The sequence below is a fragment of the Actinomadura sp. 7K534 genome (genome assembly GCF_004348575.1).
Classification (GTDB): domain Bacteria; phylum Actinomycetota; class Actinomycetes; order Streptosporangiales; family Streptosporangiaceae; genus Spirillospora; species Spirillospora livida.
On the sequence record NZ_SMKB01000008.1, the window covers coordinates 31,542 to 45,283 of the forward strand.

Genomic DNA, 13,742 nt, shown 5'->3' on the forward strand with positions numbered 1-13,742 from the left:
TGATCAAGGAGCCGCAATGCCGCGACCTCTCCTGCGTGTGGCGGGAACCGCCGTCCTCGGCGTCGCCCTTTTGGCGCCCGTGCCCGCCTCCGCCGCCACCGAATTGCCCTCGGAACGCGGCATGTCGGCCACCATCCGCTACACCGAGTACGGCATTCCGCACATCACGGCGAAGGATTACGCCGGCCTCGGCTACGGCACCGGTTACGCCGCGGCGAAGGACAACCTCTGCCTGATCGCGCAGGGCGTCGTCACCCTGCGCGGGGAACGCTCCAAGTACTTCGGACCCGAGGCCGCCCCGGACGGCTCGCTGTCGTCGGCGTCGACCAACCTGGCCAGCGACGTGTTCTTCACGTCGGTCAACGACAGCGGCATCGTGGAGAAGCTGATCGCCGCGCCCGCGCCCTACGGCCCGGCCGCCGAGACGCGCGAGATCAGCCGCGGATGGGCGGCCGGGTACAACCGGTTCCTGCGCGAAGGCGAGATCACCGACCCGGCGTGCAAGGGCGCCGCTTGGCTGCGGCCCGTCACCGAACTGGACGTCCACCGCCGCGGCTACGCGCTCGCCATGCTCGGCGCCTCCGGACGGAGCACCGACCAGATCGTGGCGGCCGCCCCGCCGGGCGGGAACGAGGTCAGGCGCAGCACGCAGTCGCCGCAGGAGGCCGCGAAGGCGGCCCGGAACGTGATGGCGGACGGCGCCATGGGGAGCAACGCGATCGCCGTCGGGAGCCAGGCCACCGCGAACGGCCGCGGGCTCCTCCTCGGCAACCCGCACTACCCGTGGCACAACGGGCGGCGCTTCTGGCAGATGCACCAGACGATCCCCGGCAAGCTCGACGTGAGCGGCGCCGGCCTCCTCGGCTCGCCCGCGGTCAACATCGGGCACACCTCCACCTTCGCGTGGAGCCACACCGTCGCCACCGGCGTGCCGTTCAGCCTGACGGAACTGCGCCTGGTGCCCGGTGACCCGACGTCGTACTTCGTGGACGGCAAGAAGGAGAAGCTGACCAAGCGGCAGGTCACCGTCCAGGTCAAGCAGCAGGACGGCTCGCTCAAGCCGGTGGCGAGGACGCTGTGGCGCAGCCGCTACGGCCCCATCGTCACGTCCGTCCCGCCCGTCGACCTGCCGTGGACGACGTGGAACGCCTACGCGCTCACCGACCCGAACGCCACCAACGTCCGCCTCGCCAACACCTCGCTCGCACTGAGCAAGGCCCAGACCACCGACGACGCCCTCCGCGCGCTGAAGCAGACGCAGGGCCTGCCCTGGGTCAACACGATCGCCGCCGACTCGCGGGGGCGGGCCCTCTTCGCGCAGATCCAGGTGCTCCCGAACGTCACCGACGAGTTCGCGGACCGCTGCAACAGCCTGCTCGGCCACCTGACGTTCCGCCAGGCCGGTCTGGCGATCCTGGACGGCACCCGGTCGTCCTGCGCGCCGGGCAGGGCCCCCGGCACCGTCCAGCCGGGCATCCTCGCCCCGGACCGCTACCCGGTGCTGCACCGCGCCGACTACGTCACCAACTCCAACGACAGCTACTGGCTGTCCAACCCCCGGCAGCCGCTGAACGGCTACGACCGCATCATCGGCGACGAGGACGCGGAGCGCACCCTGCGCACCCGGAGCGGCCTCGTCGCCGTCCAGGACCGGTTGGGCCAGGGCCGCTTCACCCGCCCGGACATGCAGGACCTCGTCTTCGCCAACCGCAACATCGCGGGTGAACTCGCCGCCGAGGGCAGCGTGAAGATGTGCCGCGAGATGCGGCTCGGCGAGCCCTGCGACGTCCTCGCCAAGTGGGACAAGACCGCCGACACCGGCAGCCGCGGCGCCCTCCTGTTCGACCGCTACTGGCGCAAGGCGACGGCCGCCTGGGACCTGTGGAAGACCCCGTTCGACGTCTCCGACCCGGTCAACACGCCGCGCGACTTCAACACCGCCTCCTGGGCGGCCCGCAAGGCACTGGTCGACGCGGTCGGCGAACTGCGCGCGTCGAACATCCCTCTTGACGCGCCCCTCGGCGACCACCAGTACGTCATCCGCAACGGCGAGAGGATCCCGGTCGGTGGCGGCACGGAGGACCTCGGCATCCTCAACAAGATCGAGGCCAGGTGGACGCCCGGCCAGGGGTACACCGAGGTCGGGACCGGATCGAGTTACGTCCAGGTGGTCTCCTTCGACGGCGACCGCTGCCCTGACACCCGGACCCTCATGACGTACTCCCAGTCCGCCGACCCGACGTCCCCCCACTACGCCGACCAGACCCGCCTCTTCTCGAAGAAGGGCTGGGTCACCGGACGCTTCTGCCAGGACGAGATCACCAAGGCCCCCGGCCTGAAGGTCGTCCAGCTCAGCGGACGCTGACGTCCTCCCCTGGTGGGCCCGCGGGCCCGCCAGGGGCCGGTCCTCAGTTGCCCGCGCCCAGGTTGGCCATGAACGCCGACGGGTAGCGGTCCCCGCGCGCCGCGCCTCGCGGCACCGCCTTCTCGATCTCGGCCAGGTCGTCGGCGGTGAGGGCGACGTCCACGGCGGGCAGCGCCTCGTCCAGCCGTTTCCGGGTGCGGGCGCCGGCCAGCGGCACGATGTCCTCGCCCTGCGCCGCCACCCAGGCGATGGCGAGCTGGGCGACCGTGCATCCCTTCGCGTCGGCGACCCCGCGGAGCGCCTCCACGAGGGCGAGGTTGTGCGCCACGTTCTCGCCGGAGAACCGCGGCATCATCGCGGCGCGGCCGTCGCCGGCGGCGCCGCGACCGGCGGACCAGTGCCCGGAGATCAGCCCCCGGCCGAGGACGCCGTACGCGGTCATGCCGATGCCCAGCTCCCGCAGCGTCGGCAGGACGTCGTCCTCCACCGCGCGGGAGATCAGCGAGTACTCGATCTGGAGATCGGCGACCGGGTGCACGGCGTGCGCCCGGCGGACCGTCGCCGCGTCGACCTCCGACAGGCCGAGGTGCCGCACGTACCCGGCGTCGATCATCTCCTTGATCGCGCCGACCGTCTCCTCGATCGGCACGTCGGGGTCCAGCCGCGCGGGCCGGTAGACGTCGATGTGGTCGGTGCCGAGCCGCGTCAGCGAGTAGGCCAGGAAGTTCTTGACCGCCTCGGGCCGGCCGTCGTGCCCGCCGAAGCCGGGGCCCGGCCCCCGCAGCATCCCGAACTTGACGCTCAGCCGGTAGCCGTCGCGATCGCGCCCGCGCAGCGCCTCGGCCAGCAGCAGCTCGTTGTGCCCCATGGCGTAGAAGTCGCCGGTGTCGATCAGCGTGACGCCGGCGTCCAGCGCGGCGTGCACGGTGGCGATGCTCTCCGCCCGGTCGGTGGGCCCGTAGGCGTCCGACATCCCCATCGCACCCAGCCCCAGGGCGGAAACGACCGGTCCCGACTTGCCCAAGGTTCGTGTCTTCATCACGTTCTCCCTCGCTTCGCTGTCACCACGACCCTGCGTCCGAACCGGGGCGGCCGAAAGCGGAGCGTTCATCGTGGGAGAGCCGCTCCCTGGATAACGCGCCTCGCGGCGAGGTTCCATGGAGTCATGCAACGTGAGGAGCTCGCCGACTTCCTGCGCCGCCGCCGCGAGGCCGTCAGGCCGGCGGAGGCGGGGCTCACCGAGGGGCCGCGCCGCCGCACTTCGGGCCTCCGCCGTGAAGAGGTCGCGATGCTCGCCGGCATGTCCGTGGACTACGTCGTCCGCCTCGAGCAGGGCCGCAGCAGCCGGCCGTCGGCCCAGCTGCTCGGTGCGCTGGCCCGGGCGCTGCGCCTGTCCGACGACGAGCGCGACCACCTGTTCCACCTCGCGGGCCACCAGCCGGTGCCCGCCGACGGGACGGCCTGCCTCGCCCGCGCCGGCCTGATCCGCATGCTCGACCTGCTCGACGGCACCCCTGCGCTGGTGCTGTCCGAACTGGGGGAGGTCCTCGCGCAGAACCGCACGTCGGTCCTGCTGGCGGGGGACCTCACCGGCTTCTCCGGCGACCGGCGCTACCTCCCGTACCGCTGGTTCACCGAGCCGGACGTCCGCGCCGCCCACGCGGCGGACGACCGGGAGCGGCACTCCCGCCAGATCGTCGCCGACCTGCGCGTCGTTGCGGGCCGCCGGCCGGGCGACCCGGAGGTCTCGCGGCTGGTCGACCGGCTGCGGGCGGCCAGCGGCGACTTCCGCCGCCTCTGGGACGAGCACGAGGTCGCGGTGCGGCGCGCCGACCGCAAGACCATCGTGCATCCGCGGGTGGGGAGCCTGCGGATGGACTGCGAGACGCTCGTCACCCCCGACCAGCGGCAGGAGCTGGTGGTGCTCACCCCGGCGGACGAGGAGGCCCGCGAGCGCCTGGAACTGCTGCGGGTGCTCGGCACTGAGGAGTTCCCCTCCGACGCGCCCGCGCGTTAGAACTCGGCGCGGGCCACGCCGTCCAGGATGTAGCCCAGCCCCTGGAGGAAGGCGGCGTCCCACTCGCCGCCGCTGAGATGGCCGTGCGCGGCGAGATGCGGGTACCGGTCGCGGTGGCCGGCGAGATGCTCCTCGGCGGCCTTCTCCGCCTCGGGCCCGTCGCCGTGCCGGGCGCCGACCTCCATCAGCGCCGAGCCGATGACGTAGTTCGCGACCGCGTACGCGGCGCCCGCGAGCCGCGTGCCGGTCAGCCCGGTCCCGGACAGCGCGGCGTACAGGAAGTCGGTCCGGGCCATGACCTCCGGGCCGAGGAGCGGGCGGCCTCCGAGGACCGACGCCGACCAGGGGTGGCGCAGCATCGCCGCCCGCCAGCCCGACATGAGCGCGGTCACGTCGGCGCGCCAGTCCGTCCCGGCCTCGGGTACGGAAACGTCTCCGAACACGGCGTCGAGCGCCAGCTCCAGGACGTCGTCCTTCGTCTTGACGTGCCAGTACAGGGTCGTTGCCCCGGTGTCGAGACGCTCGGCGAGCCGGCGCATCGTCAGCCGCCCGGCGCCCTCCTCGTCCAGCAGCGCCACGGCCTCGGCGACGATCCGCTCCCGCGTCAGGGGCGGCGCCTCCCGTCGGCGCCGGTTCTGCCGCAGCCACACGCTCTCGGTCATGCGCCCACTCTAGTACATTGAACGAGAATTAGACCGTTGATCTGGTGACTCGAACAATGTACGAGTGGGTGTATGGGCCATATCGAAGTGAGCCGGCTGACCTACGCGCTTCCCGACGGCCGGCTGCTCCTGGACGACGTCTCCTTCCGCGTCGGGGACGGGGTGGTCGCCGCGCTCGTCGGGCCCAACGGGGCCGGCAAGACGACGCTGCTGCGGCTGATCGCGGGGGACATCGAGCCGGCAGGGGGCGTGGTGGCGGGCTCCGGCGGCCTCGGTGTCATGCGCCAGTTCATCGGCGGGGTCCGCGACGGGCGGACCGTCCACGACCTGCTGCTCTCGGCGGCGCCGGACGGGGTCCGGGCCGCGGCGGAGCGGCTGGCGCGCGCCGAGCGGGAGCTGGACGACGGCGAACCCAGCCAGCTCGCCTACGCCGAGGCCATCACCGTCTACACCGACGCGGGCGGCTACGACATGGAGGTCGTCTGGGACGCCTGCACCACGATGGCGCTCGGCCTGCCCTTCGATGAGGTGAGGACCCGCGGAGTGAACACGCTGTCGGGAGGCGAGCAGAAGCGCCTCGTCCTGGAGGCCCTCCTGCGCGGCCCGGACGAGGTCCTGCTGCTGGACGAACCCGACAACTACCTCGACATCCCCGGCAAGGAGTGGCTGGCCGAGAAGCTGCGCGCGACGAGCAAGACCGTCCTGCTGGTGTCCCACGACCGGCAACTGCTCGCCGACGCGGCCGAGCGCATCGTCACGGTGGAGTCGCGTGACGTCTGGGTGCACGGCGGCGGGTTCGCGGGCTACGCGCAGGCTCGCCGCGACCGTACCGAACGCCTCCACGAGCTGCGCCGCCGCTGGGACGAGGAGCACGCCCGCCTCAAGCAGCTCGTCCACGTACTGCGCCAGCGCGCGGCGAACAACGACGCGGTCGCCTCCTCCTACCGGGCCGCCCGCACCCGCCTGCGACGTCTGGAGGAGGCGGGGCCGCCGCAGAGCGCGCCCAAGGAGCAGAACGTGCGGATGCGCCTGCGCGGCGGCCGCACCGGCAAGCGCGCCCTCATCTGCGAGTCCCTTGAGCTGACCGGCACCACGCGCCCGTTCGACACCGAGATCTGGTACGGCGAGCGCGTCGCGGTGCTGGGCTCCAACGGCTCGGGCAAGTCGATGTTCCTGCGCCTGCTGGCGGGGGGTCCGATACCGCACAGCGGAGCGTTCCGCCTCGGCGCCCGGGTGGTGCCCGGCCATTTCGTCCAGACCCACACCCGCCCGGACCTGCACGCCCGCGCCCCCGCGGACATCGTCATGTCGGAGTACGCGCTCACCCGCAACGACGCCATGGCCGCCCTCGCCCGCTACGAGCTCGCGCCCGCCGGCACCCGCCCGTTCGAGACCCTCTCGGGCGGCCAGCAGGCCCGCCTGCAGATCCTCCTCCTGGAGCTGTCGGGCGCTACCCTGCTCCTCCTGGACGAGCCGACCGACAACCTGGACCTGGCCAGTGCCGAGGCACTGCAGGAGGGCCTGGCCTCCTACTCGGGAACCGTTCTGGCCGTCACGCACGACCGCTGGTTCGCGGGCGACTTCGACCGCTTTCTGATCTTCGGGTCCGACGGAGCCGTCCACGAGTCGGACACTCCGGTCTGGACCGGCGGGCACGGGTGATCCGCCGGTGTTCGATGGGGCCGTCCGCGGAAGGACTCATCTCGAGCAGAGGAGGGCTGTGGTGGTAGAGGAGTGGCCCGGGAGCGAGCTGAGCGACGAGGAGCTGGACGTCGCCTACAACGTGCGGCGGAAGGCGGGGGAGGAGCTCTTCGCGCGGCACATGGCGCGGTACCGGGACGAGTCGGCGCGCGCCGTCGACGGGCTCCCCGGGCATCCCGGGATCGTCTACGACGAGGCGAGCGGAGAGCGGCTGGACGTCTGGGGCGCCGGCGAGGGGCTGCGGCCCGTGTTCGTCTTCCTGCACGGCGGCTACTGGATGGCGCTCTCGCGGGACGTGTCGTCGTTCATGGCCCGCGGGCTCTACGAGCAGGGCGTCGCGACCGTCGTGCCGGACTACACGCTGGCGCCGAAGGCGTCGCTGGAGGAGATCGTCCGGCAGGTCCGGGCGTCGATCGCGTGGATCCACCGGCACGGCCGCGAGCACGGGCTCGATCCGGCGCGGATCGCGGTCGGCGGCAGCTCGGCCGGCGGGCACCTGACCGGCATGACGATGGTCGGCGGGTGGCAGGAGCCGCTGGGGCTGCCGGGCGACGTGGTGAAGGCCGCCATGCCGATCAGCGGGCTGTTCGACATCCGTCCCATCACCCGCGTCTACGTGAACGAGGCCGTGCGGCTCGACGTCGAGCGGGCGGCCGCGCTGAGCCCCGCGCTGCTGCCCGCGGAGTACCGGTGCCCGGCGGTCTTCGTGGTCGCGGAGAACGACGGCGAGGGGTTCCTGGAGCAGTCCCGGTCGTTCCAGCCGAAGTGGGGCGCCGGGGAACTGCTGGTGGCGCCCGGACGGGACCACTTCGACGTCGTCTGCGATCTGGCGGATCCGGCGTCACCGGTCGGTGCGGCGCTGCTCGGCCTGCTCAGGCGGTGAGCGCGGCCGCCTCCCGGCGCAGGTGGTCGAGCATGATGCGGGCGGACGGCGTCGGCGCGCGGTGCGCGGGGAGGGTGACGCCCACCTGGCGGCGGACGGTCTCCAGCGGGACCGGCAGCGGCGCGATGTCGGCGTCGGTGCGGCCGACGAGCTCGGGGAGGGCCGCGATCATGTCGGTGTCGCGGACGAGCGTCCGGACGGTCAGCACCGACGTGCACTCGACCAGGTTGCCCGGCAGGACGAGGCCCTCCGCGCGGAACACCTGCTCCAGCTCCGCGCGCAGCGCGGTCTGCTCCAGCGGCAGGACCCACGGGTAGCCGAGCAGGTCGGCCAGGCCGAGGTGCGGTAGCGAGCGCGCGGGGTGGCCGCGCCGGGCGACGAGGCGGACCGGCTCGCCGTAGAGGGTGATCTGCCGGAGGCCGTGCAGGTCGTCGATGGGGTTGAGACGGCCGAGGATCAGGTCGATCTCGCCGTCCAGCAGGCGGGGGACCTGCGCGTCGAACGTGGCCTCCTGGACGATCACCGTGATGCCCGGCCTGTCCTTCTTCAGCGCGGCGATCGCGCGGGGGAGCAGGACGTTGGAGCCGGCGAGCAGGGTGCCGATCGTGACGGTGCCGACCTCGCCGTCCGCGAGGCCGGTGATCCGCTCGCCCGCGCGGCGCAGCTCGGCGAGGACGGCGCGGGCGTGCTCGGTGAACGCGTCCCCGAACAGGGTCGGCGTCACGCCGCGCGGGCCGCGGGTGAACAGCTCCACCCCGAGGATGCCCTCGACCTCGCGCAGGCTCCGGGTGACCGCGGGCTGCGCGAGGTGCAGGTGCTCGGCCGCCCGCAGGACGCTGCCGTGCTCGGCGATCGCGACGACGAGGACGAGGTGCCGGAGCTTCAGCCGTCCGTTGAGCAGGTCGAGCTGGCGCATGCCTCCTTGCTATCACAGTTTCGTGATAGCTCCCGGGATGATTGGTATTTGTCAGGCATAGCTCGGAGGGCGGAGGATCGCGGTATGAAGGCCGAACACTACGTCGGCGGAACCTTCCGCACGGAAGGGACGCCCTTCCCGCTCATCGCGCCCGCGGACGGCTCCGAGCTGGGCACCGTCCCCGAGGCCACGCGGGAGGTCGTGGACGACGCGGTGACCGCGGCGAGGGCCGCGCTGAAGGGGCCGTGGGGAGCGCTGGGCGCCCAGGAGCGGGCCGCCGCGCTGCGGGCCGTCGCCGACGGGATCCAGGCGCGGTTCGACGAGTTCGTCGAGGCGGAGGTCGCCGACACCGGGAGGTCCCGGGAGTTCGCGTCCACCGTGGACGTCCCGAGGGCGGTCGGCAACTTCCGCGCCTACGCCGACCTGCTGTACGGGCGGCCCGAGCGCGCCTACATGACGCAGGTGCCCGGGTGGAGCTCCGGGACGGGCGAGGCGCTCAACTACACGGTGCGCCGGCCGCTGGGCGTGGTGGCGGTCGTCTCCCCGTGGAACCTGCCGCTGCTCCTGTCGACGTGGAAGATCGCCCCCGCGCTGGCGTGCGGCAACACCGTCGTGCTCAAGCCGTCCGAGGAGACGCCGTCCACCGCGACGCTGCTCGCCCGGGTGGTCCACGACGCCGGGCTGCCGGACGGCGTGTTCAACGTCGTGCACGGGCACGGCGCGGGCGCGGCGGGCGAGTTCCTCACCGGCCACCCGGGCGTGGACGCCATCGCCTTCACCGGCGAGTCCGCCACCGGCGCCGCGATCATGCGCAACGCCGCCGACCACGTCACGCCCCTGTCGTTCGAGCTGGGCGGCAAGAACCCGGCGCTCGTCTTCGCCGACGCCGACCTCGGCGCGGCCGTGGACGGCACGGTCCGCTCGACGTTCACCCACTCCGGGCAGATCTGCCTGTGCACCGAGCGCGTCTACGTGGAGCGGCCCGTCTTCGAGGAGTTCACCGGCCGGCTGGCCGAGCGCGCGAAGGCCCTCGGCGGCTACGGGCCGATGATCTCCGCCGAGCACCGCGACAAGGTCCTGTCGTACTACCGCCTCGCCCGCGACGAGGGCGCCGCGGTCGTCGCGGGCGGCGGCGCGCCCGAGTTCGGCGACGACCGCGACGGGGGCTTCTACGTGCAGCCGACCGTCCTGACCGGCCTCCCGGAGACGGCCCGGACGGTCAGGGAGGAGATCTTCGGGCCGGTCTGCCACGTCGCGCCGTTCGACACCGAGGACGAGGCCCTGGCGCTCGCCAACGACAGCCCGTACGGGCTCGCCTCGACGCTGTGGACGCGGGACCTGTCGAGGGCGCACCGGGTGGCGCCGCGCCTCGAGACGGGGATCGTCTGGGTGAACTGCTGGAATCTTCGCGACCTTCGCACACCGTTCGGCGGTGTCAAAGCGTCCGGGATCGGGCGGGAAGGGGGAGAGTACTCCTTGGACTTCTTCTCCGAGCCCGTCAACGTGTGCATCCAGATCTGAGAGCGAGCCCAGTGACAACGAACATCGAAGCCGCCGCCGAGCGGCTCCTCGGCGCCTACGCCTCCGGCACGCCGTGCGAACCCGTCCGCGACCTGATCGGCACGGCCGACGACGCCTACGCCGTCCAGGAGCGGCTGACCGAGCGCTGGCTCACCGAGGGCCGCCGCCTCGCCGGGCGCAAGATCGGCCTGACGTCGCGGGCCGTGCAGGCGCAGATCGGCGTCGACAGCCCGGACTTCGGGATGCTGTTCGCCGACATGGCCGTCCCGGACGGGGACGAGATCCCCGCGGGCGCGGTGCTGCAGCCGCGCGCCGAGGCGGAGGTCGCGCTCGTCCTGGAGCACGACCTCGCCCACGAGCGGCACACCGTCGCCGACGTGATCCGCGCGACCGCGTTCGCGCTGCCCGCCATCGAGGTCGTCGGCAGCCGGGTCCGCGACTGGGACATCACGCTCGCCGACACCGTCGCCGACAACGCCTCGTCCGGCATGTACGCACTGGGCAGCCGCCCCGTCCCGCTCGCCGACGTCGACCTGCGGCTCTGCGGGATGGTGATGGAGCGGCGCGGCGAGCAGGTCTCCACCGGCAACGGCGCCGCCTGCCTGGGGCACCCGCTGAACGCCGCGCTGTGGCTCGCCGACACCCTCGTCCGCGTCGGGCGTCCGCTCCGCGCGGGCGACACCGTGCTGACCGGCGCGCTCGGCCCGGTCGTCCCCGCCGCGCCCGGCGACGTGTTCGAGGCCCGCATCGACGGACTGGGCGACGTGCGCGTCGCGTTCGGCCGTGTCGAGCCGGGTGGGGAGGAGTCCTGATGGTGGACGTGCACGCCCTCGCGGAGAGGCTGGACGACGCCGCCCGGGAGGTCCGGGCGATCCCGCGGCTCACCGACGAGGCACCGCTCGACGAGGCGGCCGCCTACGCCGTGCAGCGCGCGGGGATCGAGCTGCGCCGCCGCCGGGGCGAGCGGCTCGCCGGGGTGAAGATGGGCTTCACCAGCCGGGCCAAGATGGTGCAGATGGGCGTCGACGACGTCATCTGGGGCCTGCTCACCGACCGGATGCTCGCCGAGTCGTCCGTCGACGTCTCCGGCCTCATCCACCCGCGGATCGAGCCGGAGATCGCCTACCTGATCGGGCGGGAGGTCCGTTCCCCCGCCGAGGCCGAGTCGGCGGTGGCCGGCGTCGCGGTCGGGTTCGAGGTCCTCGACTCCCGGTACTCCGACTTCAAGTTCACGCTCCCCGACGTCATCGCCGACAACGCGTCCGCCGCGCGGTTCGGCTTCGGGGCCTGGCATCCGCCCCGCGACGTGTCGAACGTCGGCCTGCTCGTGGAGATCGACGGGCGGCCCGTGCAGACCGGCTCGTCGGCCGCGATCCTCGGCGACCCGGCGCGGTCGCTGCGGGCGGCGGCGCGGCTCGCGCTCGGCGCCGGGACGCCCCTCGAACCGGGCTGGATCGTGCTGGCCGGCGCCGCGACGGCGGCGGTCCCGCTGCCGAAGGACGCGCACGTCCGCGTCACCGGCGCCGGGCTGGGCGGCGTGGAGGTGACGACGTGACGGGCGACGCGATCCTCGTCGAGGGCAAGGCCGCGCCGCGCGGCCGCTTCCCGCACGTGCGGCGCGCCGGCGACCTCGTGTTCGTGTCCGGGACGAGCTCCCGCCGCCCCGACGGGACGTTCGCGGGCGCGAGCGCCGATGCGATGGGCGTCACCGACCTCGACATCCGCGAGCAGACCCGCGCCGTCATCGGCAACATCCGCGACCTGCTCGCGGCCGCGGGAGGCGGGCTGTCCGACATCGTCAACGTCACCACCTACCTGGTCAGCATGAACGACTTCGGCGGCTACAACGAGGTGTACGGGGAGTACTTCGACGAGACCGGCCCGGCCCGCACGACCGTCGCCGTCCACCAGCTCCCGCACCCGCACCTGCTCATCGAGATCTCGTGCGTCGCGCACATCCCCAGGGGCCGCGCGCCCGCCGACACAACCGCCGAGGAGGCCGGAACATGACCCTGCCCCAGCTGTCGTTCGGAACGCCGTTCAACTTCGGGTCCTGGATCGACGAGCACCGCGACCTGCTCAAGCCGCCGGTCGGCAACGTGCAGGTGTTCGACGACGCCGGGCTGATCATCATGGTGGTCGGCGGCCCCAACCAGCGCACCGACTTCCACGACGATCCGACCGAGGAGTTCTTCTACCAGCTCAAGGGCAACATGGTCCTGCGCGTCATGGAGGAGGAGGGCCGCCCGCCGCGGGACGTGCAGATCAACGAGGGCGACGTCTTCCTGCTGCCGCCGCACGTGCGGCACTCGCCGCAGCGGCCCGAGGCCGGGTCGATCGGCCTCGTCGTGGAGATCCCGCGGCCGGAGGGGCTGCGGGAGGCGTTCGAGTGGTACTGCACCGAGTGCCACCACCTCGTCCACCGCGCCGAACTGCAGGTCCGCTCGATCGTCGACGACCTGCCGCCCGCGTTCCAGGGCTTCTACGACAGCGACCGCGAGTGCCCGAACTGCGGCGCCATGCACCCGGGCAGGCAGTGGCCGCGGACGATGACCCCGGTCACCGCGCCCCGGGCCTGACAGGTGATCCCGTGACCGTCATCGACGTCCACACGCACGTCTTCCCGCGGCTCGGCCGGAACGAGGGCCGGACGCTCACCGACGAGGCGGAGCCGTGGCTGCGCGTCGACGGCGCCGGCACCGGCATGATGATGTGCGGCGACGAGGAGTACCGGCCGGTCGGGGAGGCGCTCTGGGACCCCGCCCGGCGGCTGGCCGACATGGACGCCGCGGGCGTCGACGTCCAGGCGGTCTCGTCCACGCCGCTGATGTTCGGGTACGCGGCCGAGCCGTCCCGCGCCGCCGACTGGTGCGACCTGGTGAACGACCGCATCCTCGCGTTCTGCGCGGAGGCCCCCGGCCGGCTGCTGCCGCTGTGCCAGGTCCCGCTGCAGGACCCGGCGCTGGCCTGCGAGGTCGCGTCCCGGGCGGCGGCGGACGGGCACCGCGGCGTGCACATCGGCAACCACGTCGGCGACCGCAACCTCGACGACGAGGGGATCACCGGGTTCCTCGCGCACTGCGCCCGGATCGGGCTGCCGGTCCTGGCGCACCCGTGGGACATGCTCGGCGGGGACCGGATGCGCGGCCACATGCTGCCGTGGCTGTCCGGGATGCCCGCCGAGACGCAGCTGAGCATCCTCGGGCTGATGCTGTCCGGCGCGTTCGAGCGCATCCCGGCGTCGCTGCGGCTGTGCTTCTGCCACGGCGGCGGCAGCTTCGCCTTCCTGCTCGGGCGGGCCGAGAACGCCTGGCACCGGCGCGACATCGTCCGCGCCGACTCGCCGCGCCCGCCGTCGGAGTACGTCGACCGGTTCCACGTCGACTCCGCCGTGTTCGACCCGCGCGCGCTCCGCCTGCTCGTCGACGTGATGGGCGTGGAGCGCGTGATGCTCGGCACCGACTACCCGTTCCCGCTGGGGGAGGAGGAGCCGGGCGCGACGATCCGGGCCTGCCCCGGGCTGGACGACGCCGAACGCGCGCGGCTCCTCGGCGGCAACGCGCTGGACTTCTTCGCGCCGGCCGAGGTCCCCGCCGCGACGATGCCGGCCACGTGAGACAGACACCCTGCAGAGGCAACGCAAGAGGCACCGTGATGACGACGAACCGGGGAGGGAC

Annotated in this window: 13 protein-coding genes; 10 read left to right on the plus strand and 3 right to left on the minus strand. The window is 73.1% G+C overall.

Annotation, left to right across the window (positions count from 1 at the left end):
- Positions 1 to 16: 16 nt before the first annotated feature.
- The gene (locus E1266_RS03290; protein WP_132043572.1) at positions 17 to 2,365 is read left to right on the plus strand and encodes a penicillin acylase family protein; all 2,349 of its coding nucleotides are present in this window, start codon (positions 17 to 19) and stop codon (positions 2,363 to 2,365) included.
- 43 nt (positions 2,366 to 2,408) lie between these two features.
- Here the strand turns inward: E1266_RS03290 and E1266_RS03295 are convergent, their stop codons facing one another.
- Positions 2,409 to 3,404, minus strand: a complete 996-nt coding sequence (locus E1266_RS03295) for an aldo/keto reductase (protein ID WP_132043574.1) — start codon at positions 3,402 to 3,404, stop codon at positions 2,409 to 2,411.
- A gap of 126 nt (positions 3,405 to 3,530) precedes the next feature.
- Between E1266_RS03295 and E1266_RS03300 the strand changes: the two genes are divergently transcribed.
- Complete coding sequence (locus E1266_RS03300; protein ID WP_132043576.1) at positions 3,531 to 4,382, plus strand: helix-turn-helix transcriptional regulator; 852 nt, start codon at positions 3,531 to 3,533, stop codon at positions 4,380 to 4,382.
- On the opposite strand, the gene E1266_RS03305 is transcribed toward E1266_RS03300, so the two are convergent.
- Positions 4,379 to 5,044, minus strand: coding sequence for a TetR/AcrR family transcriptional regulator (locus E1266_RS03305; RefSeq protein ID WP_132043578.1), 666 nt, complete (start codon positions 5,042 to 5,044; stop codon positions 4,379 to 4,381). The two genes, E1266_RS03300 and E1266_RS03305, sit on opposite strands and share 4 nt — an antisense overlap.
- Before the next feature lie 72 nt (positions 5,045 to 5,116).
- Here E1266_RS03305 and E1266_RS03310 point away from each other — a divergent pair, with 72 nt between their 5' ends.
- Positions 5,117 to 6,706: an ATP-binding cassette domain-containing protein gene (locus E1266_RS03310; protein WP_132043580.1), complete on the plus strand. Its 1,590-nt coding sequence runs from the start codon at positions 5,117 to 5,119 to the stop codon at positions 6,704 to 6,706.
- 58 nt (positions 6,707 to 6,764) lie between these two features.
- Positions 6,765 to 7,628: an alpha/beta hydrolase gene (locus E1266_RS03315; RefSeq protein ID WP_243718197.1), complete on the plus strand. Its 864-nt coding sequence runs from the start codon at positions 6,765 to 6,767 to the stop codon at positions 7,626 to 7,628.
- On the opposite strand, the gene E1266_RS03320 is transcribed toward E1266_RS03315, so the two are convergent.
- Positions 7,618 to 8,544 carry a LysR substrate-binding domain-containing protein gene (locus E1266_RS03320; protein ID WP_132043582.1) on the minus strand — a complete coding sequence of 309 codons (927 nt, stop codon included), beginning with the start codon at positions 8,542 to 8,544 and terminating at the stop codon, positions 7,618 to 7,620. The genes E1266_RS03315 and E1266_RS03320 overlap by 11 nt on opposite strands.
- An 84-nt stretch (positions 8,545 to 8,628) precedes the next feature.
- Between E1266_RS03320 and E1266_RS03325 the strand changes: the two genes are divergently transcribed.
- From E1266_RS03325 to E1266_RS03350, 6 genes are read left to right on the plus strand one after another with little or no spacing between them, the layout of a single operon-like run.
- The gene (locus E1266_RS03325; RefSeq protein WP_132043584.1) at positions 8,629 to 10,065 is read left to right on the plus strand and encodes a 2-hydroxymuconic semialdehyde dehydrogenase; all 1,437 of its coding nucleotides are present in this window, start codon (positions 8,629 to 8,631) and stop codon (positions 10,063 to 10,065) included.
- Between the two features lie 11 nt (positions 10,066 to 10,076).
- Positions 10,077 to 10,877, plus strand: coding sequence for a fumarylacetoacetate hydrolase family protein (locus E1266_RS03330; protein WP_279436299.1), 801 nt, complete (start codon positions 10,077 to 10,079; stop codon positions 10,875 to 10,877).
- Complete coding sequence (locus E1266_RS03335) at positions 10,877 to 11,620, plus strand: fumarylacetoacetate hydrolase family protein (RefSeq protein WP_243718198.1); 744 nt, start codon at positions 10,877 to 10,879, stop codon at positions 11,618 to 11,620. The genes E1266_RS03330 and E1266_RS03335 overlap by 1 nt, the downstream gene beginning before the upstream one ends.
- Entirely contained in the window at positions 11,617 to 12,075 is a 459-nt protein-coding gene (locus E1266_RS03340; protein ID WP_207945394.1) for a RidA family protein, read from the plus strand. The genes E1266_RS03335 and E1266_RS03340 overlap by 4 nt, the downstream gene beginning before the upstream one ends.
- Positions 12,072 to 12,644: a 3-hydroxyanthranilate 3,4-dioxygenase gene (locus tag E1266_RS03345; protein ID WP_132043586.1), complete on the plus strand. Its 573-nt coding sequence runs from the start codon at positions 12,072 to 12,074 to the stop codon at positions 12,642 to 12,644. Before E1266_RS03340 ends, E1266_RS03345 begins: the two co-directional genes overlap by 4 nt.
- Positions 12,645 to 12,655: 11 nt before the next feature.
- Positions 12,656 to 13,681 carry an amidohydrolase family protein gene (locus E1266_RS03350; RefSeq protein WP_132043588.1) on the plus strand — a complete coding sequence of 342 codons (1,026 nt, stop codon included), beginning with the start codon at positions 12,656 to 12,658 and terminating at the stop codon, positions 13,679 to 13,681.
- Positions 13,682 to 13,742: the final 61 nt, after the last annotated feature.

Bases quoted from the DNA above. Each gene is read 5' to 3' on its own strand.
- E1266_RS03290 (WP_132043572.1), top strand. From the start codon at position 17: ATGCCGCGACCTCTCCTGCGTGTGGCGGGAACCGCCGTCCTCGGCGTC.
- E1266_RS03295 (WP_132043574.1), bottom strand. From the start codon at position 3,404: ATGAAGACACGAACCTTGGGCAAGTCGGGACCGGTCGTTTCCGCCCTG.
- E1266_RS03300 (WP_132043576.1), top strand. From the start codon at position 3,531: ATGCAACGTGAGGAGCTCGCCGACTTCCTGCGCCGCCGCCGCGAGGCC.
- E1266_RS03305 (WP_132043578.1), bottom strand. From the start codon at position 5,044: ATGACCGAGAGCGTGTGGCTGCGGCAGAACCGGCGCCGACGGGAGGCG.
- E1266_RS03310 (WP_132043580.1), top strand. From the start codon at position 5,117: ATGGGCCATATCGAAGTGAGCCGGCTGACCTACGCGCTTCCCGACGGC.
- E1266_RS03320 (WP_132043582.1), bottom strand. From the start codon at position 8,544: ATGCGCCAGCTCGACCTGCTCAACGGACGGCTGAAGCTCCGGCACCTC.
- E1266_RS03325 (WP_132043584.1), top strand. From the start codon at position 8,629: ATGAAGGCCGAACACTACGTCGGCGGAACCTTCCGCACGGAAGGGACG.
- E1266_RS03335 (WP_243718198.1), top strand. From the start codon at position 10,877: ATGGTGGACGTGCACGCCCTCGCGGAGAGGCTGGACGACGCCGCCCGG.
- E1266_RS03345 (WP_132043586.1), top strand. From the start codon at position 12,072: ATGACCCTGCCCCAGCTGTCGTTCGGAACGCCGTTCAACTTCGGGTCC.